Source organism: Spirillospora sp. NPDC049024 (assembly GCF_040649235.1).
In the GTDB taxonomy this organism is placed as follows: Bacteria; Actinomycetota; Actinomycetes; order Streptosporangiales; family Streptosporangiaceae; genus Spirillospora.
Window position 1 is genome coordinate 362,206 of sequence record NZ_JBEZFD010000001.1, and the last position, 13,941, is coordinate 376,146.

11 protein-coding genes are annotated in these 13,941 nt (G+C 72.0%); 1 reads left to right on the plus strand and 10 read right to left on the minus strand.

Going from position 1 to position 13,941, the window contains the following annotated elements; all coding sequences use genetic code 11:
• Positions 1 to 22: 22 nt before the first annotated feature.
• The 10 genes from AB0C21_RS01720 to AB0C21_RS01765 form a co-directional block, all read right to left on the minus strand.
• Entirely contained in the window at positions 23 to 1,171 is a 1,149-nt protein-coding gene (locus AB0C21_RS01720; protein WP_500202171.1) for a S8 family peptidase, read from the minus strand.
• A 127-nt stretch (positions 1,172 to 1,298) separates the two neighbouring features.
• Positions 1,299 to 2,213: a helix-turn-helix domain-containing protein gene (locus AB0C21_RS01725; protein ID WP_500202172.1), complete on the minus strand. Its 915-nt coding sequence runs from the start codon at positions 2,211 to 2,213 to the stop codon at positions 1,299 to 1,301.
• A 95-nt stretch (positions 2,214 to 2,308) separates the two neighbouring features.
• Complete coding sequence (locus tag AB0C21_RS01730) at positions 2,309 to 3,151, minus strand: GNAT family N-acetyltransferase (RefSeq protein WP_353820209.1); 843 nt, start codon at positions 3,149 to 3,151, stop codon at positions 2,309 to 2,311.
• 126 nt (positions 3,152 to 3,277) lie between these two features.
• A complete protein-coding gene (locus tag AB0C21_RS01735) occupies positions 3,278 to 4,867 on the minus strand; it encodes an alpha/beta hydrolase (RefSeq protein ID WP_500202173.1) in 1,590 nt (529 codons plus the stop codon).
• Positions 4,868 to 5,064: 197 nt separating this feature from the next.
• Positions 5,065 to 6,666 (minus strand): alpha/beta hydrolase, encoded by a 1,602-nt coding sequence (locus AB0C21_RS01740; RefSeq protein WP_500202174.1) that lies wholly within the window; start codon positions 6,664 to 6,666, stop codon positions 5,065 to 5,067.
• A gap of 154 nt (positions 6,667 to 6,820) precedes the next feature.
• Positions 6,821 to 8,482 (minus strand): alpha/beta hydrolase, encoded by a 1,662-nt coding sequence (locus tag AB0C21_RS01745; RefSeq protein ID WP_500202175.1) that lies wholly within the window; start codon positions 8,480 to 8,482, stop codon positions 6,821 to 6,823.
• A 293-nt stretch (positions 8,483 to 8,775) separates the two neighbouring features.
• Positions 8,776 to 9,969, minus strand: coding sequence for a flavodoxin-dependent (E)-4-hydroxy-3-methylbut-2-enyl-diphosphate synthase (ispG, locus tag AB0C21_RS01750; protein ID WP_500202176.1), 1,194 nt, complete (start codon positions 9,967 to 9,969; stop codon positions 8,776 to 8,778).
• 115 nt (positions 9,970 to 10,084) lie between these two features.
• The gene (locus tag AB0C21_RS01755) at positions 10,085 to 11,284 is read right to left on the minus strand and encodes a M50 family metallopeptidase (protein WP_500202177.1); all 1,200 of its coding nucleotides are present in this window, start codon (positions 11,282 to 11,284) and stop codon (positions 10,085 to 10,087) included.
• Between the two features lie 36 nt (positions 11,285 to 11,320).
• A complete protein-coding gene (dxr, locus tag AB0C21_RS01760; protein ID WP_353820207.1) occupies positions 11,321 to 12,538 on the minus strand; it encodes a 1-deoxy-D-xylulose-5-phosphate reductoisomerase in 1,218 nt (405 codons plus the stop codon).
• 48 nt (positions 12,539 to 12,586) lie between these two features.
• On the minus strand, positions 12,587 to 12,988 hold the full coding sequence (locus AB0C21_RS01765) for a winged helix-turn-helix transcriptional regulator (protein WP_235036598.1): 402 nt from the start codon (positions 12,986 to 12,988) through the stop codon (positions 12,587 to 12,589).
• Between the two features lie 103 nt (positions 12,989 to 13,091).
• Between AB0C21_RS01765 and AB0C21_RS01770 the strand changes: the two genes are divergently transcribed.
• Positions 13,092 to 13,940 (plus strand): NAD(P)H-binding protein, encoded by an 849-nt coding sequence (locus AB0C21_RS01770; protein WP_500202178.1) that lies wholly within the window; start codon positions 13,092 to 13,094, stop codon positions 13,938 to 13,940.
• Position 13,941 lies beyond the last annotated feature (1 nt).

Genomic DNA, 13,941 nt, shown 5'->3' on the forward strand with positions numbered 1-13,941 from the left:
CGGACCGGACCCGGAGGCTCTGTCAGAGGCTGCGCTTGTTGAGCAGGAGGTTCGGCGTCCCGGACGGGTTGCCGCTGATCACGCCGCTGACCGCGTTGGAGGTCAGCCAGCTGCGGATGGTGCTGTAGGAGGCGTTGCCGTTCGCGGCCTTGTAGAGGGCGGCGACACCGGTGACGTGCGGGGTGGCCATCGAGGTGCCGCTGATGGTGTTCGTCCCGCCGTTCAGCCAGGTCGAGGTGATGGACGATCCCGGTCCGTACAGGTCGACGCAGGACCCGTAGTTGCTGTAGGAGGCCTTGGCGTCGCTGCTCGTGCTCGCCGCGACGGTCGTCGCGTTCGCCGCGCTCGCCGGCGAGTAGTTGCAGGCGTTGCCGTTGTCGTTGCCCGCGGCGACGGCGAGGAAGACGCCGGAGCTCGCGAGGCTGTTGGCGGCGGAGTTCACCGAGGAGGAGTATCCGCCGCCGAGCGACATGTTGGCCACCGCCGGGTTGGAGTGGTTGCTCGCCACCCAGTTCATGCCCGCGATGACGCCGGAGTAGGTGCCGCTGCCCTGGCAGTTCAGCACGCGGACACCGCGCAGGTAGACGTTCTTGGCGACGCCGTAGGAGGTGGAGCCGACCGTCCCGGCGACGTGCGTCCCGTGGCCGTTGCAGTCGACGCCGTTGCCGCCGGTCGCGTCGTACACGTTGGACGCGCGCCCGCCGAACTGCGGGTGCGAGGTGTAGATGCCGGTGTCGATGATGTAGGCGTACACGCCCGCGCCGGTCGAGTTGTAGGTGTAGCTCTTCGACAGCGGGAGGGCGGTCTGGTCGATGCGGTCGATGCCCCACGACGGCGGGTTCGACTGCGTGGTGTCGGCGCGGACGACCGCGTCCTGCTCGATCGACGCGACGCCGGGCGTGCGGCGCAGCTTCGTGAGCTGGTCGGAGCTGAGCTTGGCGGCGAATCCGTTCAGCACCTTGCCGAAGCGGTGGGTGGTGCTGATCCCGCGCTTGGACACGGTGGCGCCGACCGACACACCGGACTTCAGCGTCACGATGTACTGGCCGGCGACGCCCTGGCCCGGGGCGGCGAGGGTGAGCGGCGCGTTGGGGGTCACGGCCTGGGCGGGGGTGGCGAGGACGGCGGCGAGGGGCGCCGCGGCGAGGGCCGCGAGCAGGGGCTTCTTCATCGAAACTCCGTTCGTGGGGGGCACCCCGGCCACAGGGGGAGGCCGGGGTCACGAAGCCGATCGATGTGAATGCTCTGCGAGAACGCGAGAAAGCGTCAACATTTCGACGCCGACTGGATTTCAGCTGTTAATGCCACTCCCACTCGATGCCGACGATGCCGCGCCTGACGGCCCCGACCGCGAGGTTCGCGCTGCCCGAGGTGCCGATCCACAGCTCGCCGAGCCGCCGGCGCGGGGACGCGGAGCTCTCGGCCGTGAACCCGTAGCAGCGCGCGGGCAGCCGGTCGCCGTCGAACTGGACGAGCGCCACGTAGTCGTGGACCGGATGGGAGAAGCGCCGGTCGTAGCTGTCGGGTGCGGGCTGCCCCACCGGACCGAGCTCGTACTCGACGACCGCCGTGTCCCCCGTCGACAGCACCCGGTCGAAGACCAGCTCGAACGCCACCAGGCCGCCCTCGGCGCGGATCCGGCCGGGGCGGCAGTACCGAACGTCCACCAGCCCGGCCGGGTCGCCGCCCGCCCCGTTGCCCGTCTGGTGGACGCAGACCACGCGGTCGATGTCGTCGCCGGCCGCCCGCAGGACGGTCCGCACCGACAGCGTCCAGGACCGGCGGGCCTCGTCCAGCCGGAAGACGTCGTGGACGCTGAGCCGTTCGAGCCGGTGGTCGCCGGACCGGTCGAGCTGGCCGACCAGGCAGGCGTAGCGTTCGGGATCGGGCCACAGGTCCCGGACGCCCCGGCCGCGGTCCCCCGCGTTCGGCTGCCCGGCGCCGCCCCCGCCGCGCGCGGCGGGCCCCCGGACGGGCGCGGCGGCGGGCGCGGGGTCGTCCAGCAGTTCGGTGAGGGCGCCGGACGGCACCTGAAGGATCTCCTCCAGCGCGACGACCACGGTGCGCGAGCGCGGTCTGCTGCGGCCCCGCTGCCAGTAGCTGAGGGTGGCCACGCTGACCGTGAGGCCGCGCCGGCCGAGCCGGTGGCGGATCCGCTCCAGGGTCAGCCCGCTCGACTGGATCGCCTGCCGCAGTGCCCCGGCGAACTCCACGGCGGGATGGTACCCGGCAGGGAAGATCGAATCAGAGACCAGGGCAGATCAGGCACGTAATGACAATCACCTGAGAATCCCAGGAAAGGAGCGTTTCAGAACAGAATCGACATAAACGAGCCCGACTCGGTGAACCCCACCCGGCGGTAGGCCGCCCGCGCCCGCGTGTTGTAGTCGTTGACGTACAGCGAGACGGTCGGCGCGATGCTGTGCAGCGCCTCCCGCACCACCGCCGACATCCCGGTCTCCGACAGGCCCCGCCCCCGCAGGTCGGGGGGCACCCACACGCCCTGCACCTGGCAGGCCAGCGGGGTGACGGCGCCGACCTCGGCCTTGAACATGACGCGGCCGTCCTCGATCCGGGCGAAGGCGCGGCCGTCACGGATCAGCTCGGCGACGCGGGCCCGGTAGAGCACGCCTCCGTCGCCGGCGTTGGGCGACACCCCGACCTCTTCGGTGAACATTGCCACGCAGGCCGGGTAGACGATGTCGAACTCCTCCATCCGGACCCGGCGCACGCCGGGGTCGGCGGGCACGTCCGGGACGGTGGAGGTCGCCATCACCGGCTGCTCGGCGCGGACGGCCCTGGGCGGCCCCCAGTAGGGCGCCAGGATCTCCCACAGCTCCCCGACCGCGTCGACGGGCCCGACGATGGACGAGCAGCGCCGCCCCTGGGCCTGGGCCCGCTCGGCGAACGCCCGGACCGCCTCCGGCCCGGCCGCGACCGGGATGAGGTTGGCGCCCGAGTAGCACAGCGAGACGAGCCGGCCCTCGCGCAGGTAGCCCCACATCTGGGCGCCGAGGCGGCGCGGATCGAGCCCCGCGGCGTGCACGCGGGAACTGACGAACACGTTGGACACCGGGTCGGCGTCCAGGATCGCGAGGGCCTCCGCACGGTACCGGTCGTCCAGCACGCGCACCGGCATCGAGCCCAGCATCCGCACGGCTACCGGCCCCCGGGCCTCACCACTGAAAGCTCCACGTGGACAAGCCTATGCCGTCCGGAGGCCGCGCACCTCCGCGCCCTCGGTCACAGGCCCGTCCGGCGGCGGATCAGCGGCGCGTCACCGGTGTGCCGCCGCCTGCTCCGCCCTGTCCGCCTTGGCCGCGGCGGGCTCGGGCCCGGCCGTGCAGCTCTGGTCCGGTCCGGGCCGGTTCGCGGGCAGCCTCCCGGCGTCGAGATAGGCGGCGACGGCCCCGTCGACGCACTTGTCATCGGACAGCGAGACGCCGTGGTTGTGCCCGCCGGCCTGGACGAGCAGCCGGGACGTCGGGAACAGGCCGTGCATCTCCAGCGCACCCGGATAGGGGGTCGCGGCGTCCTCGGTGGCCTGCACCATCAGGATCGGCGGCAGCGCGGGGCCGCCCTCCACCCGCGGCGGCGGGCCGCCGGGAATCCCCCAGAAGGCGCAGGGCGCGTTGTACCAGGTGTTGCTCCAGGTCTCGAAACGGTAGCCCTGGCGGTAGAGGCGCTCGCTGTCGGCGTGCCAGCGCCCCCAGTCGCGCGGCCAGGCGGCGTCGCGGCACTGGACGGCGCTGTAGACCGTGTAGTTGTTCTGCTCGAGCCGCGACGGTGGTTGCCACGCCTTGCGCAGCGGCGCCGGGTCGTGCCGGACGGCGTAGGCCGACAGCGCCCTCGCGTGCGCGGCCCAGCCGTAGTCGCCGTAGCCGTCGGCGAGGAACACGTCGTCCAGCTCGGAGGGCCCGATCCGCCCGTCGAGCGGCTTGGCCTTGAGCTCGGCCCGCACCCTGGCGTAGGCGGCGGCGACCTCGGCGCCGGAGCCCCCGAGCCGGTAGGCCGCGTGGTGGCGGGCGATCCAGGCGAAGTACGCGTTGATGCGCTTCTCGAAGGCGACGTTCTGGTCGAGGTTGTCGCCGTACCAGACCCCGCTCGGCCGGACGACGCTGTCGAGCACCATGCGGCGGACCCGCTGCGGGTACATCGTCGCGTACACCGCGCCGAGGTACGTGCCGTACGAGTAGCCGAAGTAGTTGATCTTCTGCTGGCCGAGGGCGGCGCGGACGGCGTCCATGTCGCGGGCCCAGTCGGCGGTGCCCATGTGAGGGAGGATCCTGCCGTACCTTCGGGCGCAGTCGTCGGCGTACCGCCGGGCCCCGTCCTTCCAGGCCTCCTCCTCCGCCGCGCTCGCGGGGACGGAGTCGGGGCGGGCGCGGCCCGGGTTCTGGTACTTCGGGTCGCAGACGAGTTCCGGCTCGCTGGCGCCGACGCCGCGCGGGTCGAAGCCGATCCAGTCGTAGGACGCGGCGACCCGCTTCGGCAGCGAGTCCGTGAAGAAGGCGGGGAGGTCGCGCCCGTGCGCGCCGGGCCCGCCCCGGTTGAGCAGCACCACGCCCTGGGACCTCGGCGCGGTGTGCGGGGCCCGGGTGAGTGCGAGGGTGATCTGCTCGCCGGCCGGGTCGGCGTGGTCGAGCGGCACCCGGAGGGACGCGCACTGCAGGCCCTTGAGCCGGGCGCCCTCCACCGGGTCCTTGGCGGGGCAGGGCTTCCAGGCGAGGCCGGCGGGCCTCGGCTCGGGAGGGGGCGCGGGCGCGGCGGCAACGGGCGCCCCCAATGCGGCGGCCCCGGCGACCGCGAGCGCGGCCGCGACGGCCGCCGTCCCCGCCACGGCCCTCTTTCCAGCGTCGGTCAGCACCTTCGCTTTCTACCGGTGGGAGGTCCCGGAGTCGCGCATCCCGGGATCGCGCGATTCCACCCTCAAACGGGACCGCCCTCGGCAAACCTCGAAAAGCGAACGCGGCGTACCCGGCCCGCCCCGGAGAGGGGGCGGGACGGGCACGCCGCGTCACGGCGCTCTACCCGGGTGCCGTGCCACCCGGGGCTGCCCGAGCGCTAGGGGCGTCCGACCGGAAGGTCCTTGCCCGCGGAGGCCCGCGCGGCCTTCGCGGTCATGGCCGTCGGGTCGGGGTCGTTCAGCGCCGGGACGGCCTTGCAGTAGGCGTCCGGACCGCGGTGGCTCGCCGGCAGCGCGCCGGTGTCGAGGTACGCCGCGACCTTGTCGTCCAGGCACGCGTTGCCGTTGAGCGTGTTGGCGTGGGTCTTGCCGCCGACCTCGAACACCAGGCGCGAGGACGGGAAGACCTTGTGCATCTCCAGGCCGCCCGCGACCGGGGTCGCCGCGTCCTGGGTGGACTGGACGAGCAGCATGCCGGCCAGGCCCTTGGCGCCCTTCAGCTTGAACGCCGGACCGCCCTGGAACGGCCAGAAGGCGATCGGGGCGTTGAACCAGACGTTGCTCCAGGTGTTGAACCGGTAGCCCTGCCGGTAGAGCTTGGCGGCGTCGTTGTGCCACTTGCTCCAGCTGCGCGGCCACCGGGCGTCTGCGGCCTGGACGGCGTTGTAGACGGCGAAGCCGTTGTCGTCGCCGCCGGGGCTCATCCAGTCGAGGAGGCCGGAGGCGTCGTTGTCGTTGACCCACGCCGAGAGCGCCTGCGCGAACGGGATGTAGTAGCCCGTGTTGTAGCCGGCGGACAGCACGGTGTCGTCCAGCTCGTCCGGCCCCATCTGGCCGCCGATCGGCGCCTTCTTCGCGGCGGCGCGGACGGCGTAGTACTTGGCCTCGACCGCCTTCTCGGTCTTGCCGAGGTGGTAGAGCGAGTCGTACTTGGCCATCCAGGCCCACCAGGCCTTCATGTTGTGCTCGAAGGCCTTGTCCTGCTCCAGCTGGGCGTCGTACCAGACCGTCTTCGGGTTGACGTTGCCGTCCAGCACCATCCGGTTCACGCGCTTGGGGAAGAGCGTGGCATAGGTGGCGCCGAAGTAGGTGCCGTACGAGAAGCCGTACCAGCTGATCTTGTCCTGGCCGAGCGCGGCGCGGATCGCGTCGACGTCGCGCGCGGCGTCGGTGGTGCGCATGTGCGGCAGCAGCCAGCCGAACTTCTTCGCGCAGTCCTGCGCGTACTTCCTCGACTTGGCGATCCAGGCCTTCTCCTCCTTGGCGGAGGAGGGGACGTAGTCCGGCCGGATCGGGTCGGAGAAGTGCGGGTCGCAGGTCAGCGCGGGCTTGCTGGAGCCGACGCCGCGCGGGTCGAAGCCGATGATGTCGTACTTGGCGGCGACGTCCGCGTGCCCGGTGCCGCCGATCCAGCGGGCGAGGGCCGGCGCGTACTGGAGGCCGGAGCCGCCCGGGCCGCCCGGGTTCACGAACAGGGTGCCCTGGTAGTTCTTGTCGTCGGTGTGCTTGAAGCGCGACACCGCGATGGAGATCTTGCGGCCGTTGGGCCGGCTGTAGTCGAGGGGCACCTCGACCTGGGCGCACTGCGCCTTGTTCATCGGGTCATTCGGGCCGCTGACCTCGCACTTGCCCCAGTCGATGCCCGTGGCCGCGACCGTGGCGGCACCGGACCGCCCGGTGTCCGCGCTGGCGGAGACGGCGTACCCCGCCCCGCCCGCCGCCACGACCGCAGCGGTCGCGACGAGAACGATCCTTTTCACTTGACCCCCTCAGATCGGCGACTCCGGGCCGGCGCCATGCCGGAGGGGGGTGTCGCCGATGCGTAGCGGAATGCGGATTCCTGCGTGTGGCCGGCCATGCCGGACCCCGGGGATCGCTCCCCCGGGGTCCGGTCCGCATGACCTGCGACCGGCGTCAGCGGATGACGTCGGACTTCAGCTGCGCGGCCTTCAGCGAGCCCGTGCCGCTCAGCGTCCGCGCGGTCGCCGTGGACGGCGGCTTCGGGTCACCGAGCTGCGGGACGTGGACGGTGCGCGCCGCCGGACGCTCTCCCCGCAGGAAGTACGCGTCGAAGTAGGCGTCCACCTGGGCGGAGCCGCGGTGCACGATGCAGTGCGTGCGGTCGCCGTCCTGGACGACCAGGCGCGAGCCCTTGAGCCTGCGGTGCATCTCCAGCGCGCCCGCGTACGGCGTGGCCGCGTCCGCGGTCGACTGGAACATGAGGATGTTCTGCGGCAGGTCGCGGGTGTGGCCGATGTTCACCGGCTTGCCGGCCTTGGCGGGCCAGTACAGGCACGGAGCGTTGTACCAGGCGTTGCCCCAGGTCTCGAACGGGTGCTTGCGGTTCACCCGCTCGTTGTCGCGCTGCCACTTCTTCCAGCTCAGCGGCCACTGCACGTCGGTGCACTGCACGCCGAGGTAGACGGCGTAGCCGTTGTCGTCGGAGCCGCCGGTCGTGGGCGCGCCGAACGTCCCCGCGAACGTGGCGGTGTCGCCCGACTTGTAGGCCGACAGCGCGGCGGCGTAGCCGTGCCAGATGGCCTGGCTGCGCCGGTACCCGGCGTTCAGGATCACGTCGGTCAGCTCGTCCGGTCCGACGGCGAGGGTCTGCCCGCTGTCGGGGTCGGTGTAGTAGACCGGCTTGTCCTTGAGCTTCGCGCGCAGGTCGTAGAAGTAGCTCCGGACCTGCTTCTGCGTGGTGCCGAGGTGGTACACCGAGTCGTACTTGGCGATCCAGCCGAAGTAGTAGTCGATGTTGATGTCGAACTGGACGTCCTGGTTGAGGTTGGCGTCGTACCAGGCGTCGGAGGGGCCGACGTTGCCGTCCAGCACCATCTTCCCGACGTTCTTGGGGTAGACGGTGGCGTAGGCGGAGCCGAGGTACGTGCCGTAGGAGGCGCCGTAGTAGTCCAGCTTCTTGCTGCCGACCGCCCGCCGGATCGACTCCACGTCGTTGACCGAGTCGATGGTCTTGATGTGGTTGAGCAGCCCGGTCTTGTCGGCCTTGCCGCACGCCTCGGCGTAGCCCTTGGACAGCTTCAGCCACGTGCTGACCGACTTGCGGTCGCCGGTGCCGTAGTCCGGGCGCGGGGCGTTGGTGTAGTTCGGGTCGCAGGTGAGCGCCGGGACGCTCATCCCGACGCCGCGCGGGTCGAAGCCGATGACGTTGTACGCCTCGCGCATCGGGGCGGAGTTCTGCGCGAACACGCGAGGTCCGAACAGCGCGCCGCCGCCACCCGGGCCGCCCGGGTTGACCACGATGTCGCCCTTGGCCGGACCGGATCCGGTGTGGGGCGTCCTGGTGAGCTGGAGCGTGATCTTCTTGCCGTTCGGCTTGGAGTAGTCCATCGGCACCGACAGCTCGGCGCACTGCACGATCTTGGAGACCGGGTACAGCGCGTCGTAGAAGTCGTGCACCGTCTGGACGAAGTCCGCGGGGCAGGCGTGCCACTGGGCCGCGGCGGGGTTGAATCCTCCGGCCGTTCCGGCGGAGGGGCTCGCGGCCTGCGCGCTTGTGGCGGCGAGACCGGTGAGACCGAGCCCGGCCACCGCGGCCACGACAACAGTCCTCTTCACATATCCCCCTATCGCGCCGACTCTCGGTTGAGTCAGACATACGGGTCAATGAGCGAAGATTGTGGCGGTTCCGACTTCCGACCCGACAGGGGCCCATCACAGTGGATGCTGAATCGTGACAAGATCAGCGGAACTCTGTGATATCTGCGGACGTTCCGGTCCCGGATGCCCGCCTGCGACACGGGTTCCGGACATGCGAAAGCCCCGGGTCGCAGACCCGGGGCTCTGGGGGTTTCGCTACGGCGCCGGCCCGCGGCGCCGGCCGGCAGGCGCGCCGCCGGCAGGCCGCTTCGTCAGCCGACCACCACGTCGGCGCCCGGTCCGGAGACCGCGCCGTCCTCGTCGATCTCGATGCCCATCTCGTCGGCGATGCGCATCGCCTCCTCGATCAGGGTCTCGACGATCTGCGCCTCGGGGACGGTCTTGACGACCTGGCCCTTGACGAAGATCTGGCCCTTGCCGTTGCCGGACGCGACGCCGAGGTCGGCCTCGCGGGCCTCGCCGGGGCCGTTCACCACGCAGCCCATCACCGCGACGCGCAGCGGGACCGGGAAGTCCTTCAGGCCGGCGGTCACCTGCTCGGCGAGCGAGTACACGTCCACCTGCGCGCGACCGCAGGACGGGCAGGAGACGATCTCCAGGCCGCGCTTGCGCAGCCCCAGCGACTCCAGGATCGCCGTGCCGACCTTGACCTCCTCGACCGGCGGCGCGGACAGCGAGACCCGGATGGTGTCGCCGATGCCCTCCGCGAGCAGCGCACCGAACGCGACGGCCGACTTGATCGTGCCCTGGAACGCCGGGCCCGCCTCGGTGACGCCGAGGTGCAGCGGGTAGTCGCAGGCCGCCGCGAGCTTGCGGTACGCCTCGATCATCACGACCGGGTCGTTGTGCTTGACCGAGATCTTGATGTCGCGGAAGTCGTGCTCCTCGAACAGCGAGCACTCCCACAGCGCCGACTCCACCAGCGCGTCGGGGGTGGCCTTGCCGTACTTCTCCAGCAGCCGCTTGTCCAGCGAGCCGGCGTTGACCCCGATGCGGATCGGCACGCCCGCGTCCTTGGCGGCGCGGGCGATCTCGCCGACCTTGTCGTCGAACTTCTTGATGTTGCCCGGGTTGACCCGGACGGCCGCGCAGCCCGCGTCGATCGCCGCGAACACGTACTTCGGCTGGAAGTGGATGTCGGCGATGACGGGGATCGGCGACTTGCGCGCGATCGCCGGCAGCGCTTCGGCGTCGTCCTGCGACGGCACCGCGACGCGGACGATCTGGCATCCGGACGCGGTCAGTTCCGCGATCTGCTGGAGCGTGGCGTTCACGTCGGCGGTGAGGGTGGTGGTCATCGACTGCACCGACACCGGGGCGTCGCCGCCGACCGGTACGTCACCGACCATGATCTGCCGGGACTTGCGGCGGGGCGCGATCGGATCGGGCGCCCCCTGCCCGTCGCCATCGCCGCGGACGCTCGGCATTCCCAGTGAAACGCTCATCCCTCTCCTCATGTTTTCGGCCCCGTACAAAGCCTAGGTGCCCCGCGCGGCTGAGTTGACGGCACCCGTCGTCCAACAGTGTGACCATATGACCACACTCGGTAAACATCGTGTGTCATTCCGGTAGTCGGAGGGGGTTGAGGAGGTCGGCGAGGATCAGCAGCACCCCGAACCCCACCAGCAGCAGGATGGCCAGGTATGTCAAGGGCATGAGCCGGGTCATGTCGACCGTGCCCGGATCCGGCCGTCCCCTGACCCGGTTCACGCCCGCCCGGGCCCGCTCGTAGGCGACGACCGCGAGGTGCCCGCCGTCCAGCGGAAGCAGGGGCAGGACGTTGAGCGCGCCGAGGAAGATGTTCACCGAGACGACGAGCGACAGGTACAGCGTCAGCTTGTCGCGGGCGGAGCTCTGGGAGGAGAAGATCTGCCCCGACACCTCGGTCGCGCCGACCACGCTGCCGACCTGGCCGCCGGGCGTGCTCCCCCGCTCGGGCGAGAACAGCTTCGGGACGGCGGACGGCAGGTCCGCCGCGGCCCGGCCGACGCCGGCGAGGGTGCGGCCGATGCCCTGCCCGGCGAACACGGCCGCGTTGAGCGGCCCGGTCCGTTCGTACCCGGCGCCGACGACCTTCGCCGCCATGCCGACGAACGGCCCCCCGTCCACGTCCGCGAGCGTGACCGGCAGCGCCACCGGCCGCGCCGCGCCCGGACGCGCGACCACCACGGTGACGGTCTGGCCCGGCTTCGCCGCGTCGATCGCCCTGGTGAGGTCGTTCCAGTCGGAGACCGGCGTGCCGTTGAACGAGACGACGCGGTCGCCCGGGCGCAGACCGGCCCGCGCGGCCGGGGAGGGCGGCCGGTCCCCGCCGCAGCCGCCGGACAGCGAGGCGGGCACACAGCTCGTGACCTGGTCGACGGTGCTGGTCACCGTGCCGGACTCCCGTACCCCGACCGTCATGGCCATCGCCATGAGCAGCAGGAACGCGAACGCGAAGTTGGCGACCACCCCGGCGGCGATGACGACGGCGCGGCGGCCGGCGGGCTGCCGGTAGAACGCGCGCGGCCGGTCGGCCGGGCTGATCTCCTCCAGCGGCGTGTAGCCGACGATCTTGACGAAGCCGCCCAGCGGAATCGCCTTCACGCCGTACTCGGTCTCGCCGCGGCGGGTGGACCACAGGGTCGGGCCGAACCCCACGAAGTACTGCGTGGCCTTCATCCCGAACCGCTTGGCGGTGAGCAGGTGCCCGCCCTCATGGAGCATCACCGACACCAGCAGTGCCACCACGAAGGCCACCGCGCCGAGGAAGAAGGCCATCGCCCCTCCGGGTTCGTCCCGAGGCGGGTCCCCGGGTCAGGCGGTTGCGGTCAGCTCCCTGGCCCTGGTCCGCGCCCACGCGTCCGCCGCGAGGACGTCGTCGAGCGTCAGGCCGCCGGTGGTGCCCGAACCGTGCTCCTCCATTACCCGCGCGACAGTGTCGACTATCCCGAGGAACGGGAGCCGTTCGGCGCGGAACGCGTCCACGCATTCCTCGTTGGCGGCGTTGTAGACGGCGGGGACCGTCCCGCCCAGCTCGCCGGCGCGGCGCGCCAGCGCGACGGCCGGGAACGCCTCGTCGTCGAGCGGGAACAGCTCCCAGGTGTGCGCCCTGGTCCAGTCGACGCCGGGCGCGGCGTCCGGCACCCGGTCGGGCCAGTCCATGCCGAGCGCGATCGGCAGCCGCATGTCGGGCGGGCTGGCCTGCGCCAGCGTGGATCCGTCGACGAACTCGACCATCGAGTGGATGAACGACTGCGGGTGCACCATGACCTCGATGCGGTCCATCGGGATGTCGAAGAGCAGATGCGCCTCGATGACCTCCAGGCCCTTGTTGACCAGGGTCGCGGAGTTGATCGTGACGACCGGGCCCATGTCCCAGGTCGGGTGGTTCAGCGCCTGCTCCGGGGTGACGTCCGCCAGCTCGTCGCGCCCGCGCCCCCGGAAGGGCCCGCCGCTCGCGGTGAGCACGAGCCGCCGCACCTCCTCGGCCCGCCCGCCGCGCAGGCACTGGGCGAGCGCCGAGTGCTCGGAGTCGACGGGGACGATCTGCCCCGGCCGCGCCCGCTCCTGCACGAGGGGGCCGCCGACGATGAGCGACTCCTTGTTGGCGAGGGCGAGCGTGCGCCCCGCGTCCAGCGCGGCCAGCGTCGAGGCGAGGCCGAGCGCGCCGGTCACCCCGTTCAGCACCACGTCGCACGGCCAGGCGGCGACCTCGGCGACCGCGTCCGGGCCCGCCACGATCTTGGGGATGGGGTAGGCGCCGGAGGCGTAGCCGCGCCGCTTGGCCTCGGCGTAGAAGGCGAGCTGGAGATCCTGTGCCGCGGACGCCTTGGCCACGGCGACGACGTCGGGACGGAACTCCAGCGCCTGCTCGGCCAGCAGCTCGACCCGCCCGCCGCCCGCCGCGAGCCCCGCCACCCGGAACCGGCCGGGATTGCGGCGGACCACGTCGAGCGCCTGGGTGCCGATCGATCCGGTGGAGCCGAGGACGACCAGCTCGCGGGCGGCCGCGTCGGGGCTTGAAGAAGGCATCACGCGTCCATTGTCGGGCATCGGACGCGCCGGGACCGCGCGGACCGCTCAGCCGCCGTCCCCGTCGTGGGCGCGCCGCGCCCGCTCGACCTTCTCCATGTTCTCGGCGGACCACTCCGCGAGCGCCGCGAACAGCGGTGCGAGGCTGCGCCCCAGCTCGCTGATCTCGTACTCGACGCGCGGCGGCACCTCCGGGTGGTAGGTGCGGACCACGAGCCCGTCGCGCTCCATCTGCCGGAGGCGCTGGGTCAGCACCTTCGGCGTGATCGTGCCGATGCGGCGCTGCAGCTCCACGAACCGCTGGCGCCCGTACTCGTGCAGCGTCCAGAGGATCGGCGTCGTCCAGCGGCTGAAGACGAGGTCGACCACCGGGGCGATCGGACAGGCCAGCTCGGGGTCGAGCGCCTCCTCGGTCCTGGCGTCCACCATGGCGACCTCCCGGGTAGTCACTTTCTTCTAGGTACCTACTATATCCAGGATGCTAGCTTCGCCGGGTCGCACCGCGACGGCGCCGCCCTCCGGCGGCGCCAGTGCAGCTCAGGAGGAGAAAGCAATGATCGTTGTCATGGGCGCCACGGGGAACGTCGGACGGCCGCTCGTGCGGGCGCTGGCGGAGGCGGGCGAGCAGGTGCTGGCGGTGTCGCGCACCGATCCCGGCGATCTGCCCGAGGGGGTCGCGCACCGCGCGGCCGACCTCGCCGAGCCGGAGACCCTCCGGCCCGTCCTGGACGGAGCGGACGCGCTCTTCCTGCTCGTCGCCGGGCCCCTGCTCGGCTCGCCCGAGGACCTGGACCCGCGCGCCGTCCTGGATGTGGTGAAGTCCGCGGGCGTGCAGCGGGTCGTGCTGATGTCGTCGCAGGGCGCCGGCACGCGCCCGACGGCGCACAGCCACAGCCACCTCAGGGCGTTCGAGGACGCCGTGCGGGAGTCGGGGCTCCGCTGGACGATCCTGCGGCCGGGCGGCTTCGACAGCAACGCGTTCGCGTGGGCGGAGCCGATCCGCGCCCACCGGGCGGCCGCAGCGCCGTTCGCCGACGTCGCACTGCCGTTCGTCCACCCGTCCGACATCGCCGAGGTCGCGGCCGCGGTCCTGCGGGAGGACGGGCACGAGGACCGCGTCTACGAGCTCACCGGGCCCGCCCCTGTCTCGCCGCGGGAGCGGGCGCAGGCGATCGGCGAGGCGCTGGGCGAGCCGGTGGCGTTCGCGGAGCAGACCCGGGAGGAGGCCCGGGAGCAGATGCTGGCGTTCATGCCCGCACCGGTCGTGGACGGCACCCTGGACATCCTGGGCGAGCCCACCGCGGCCGAACGGCGCGTCAGCCCCGACGTGGAGAAGGTGCTCGGGCGCCCGGCCCGGTCGTTCGCGCGGTGGGCCGAGGAGAACGTCGCCGCGTTCCGGTGAG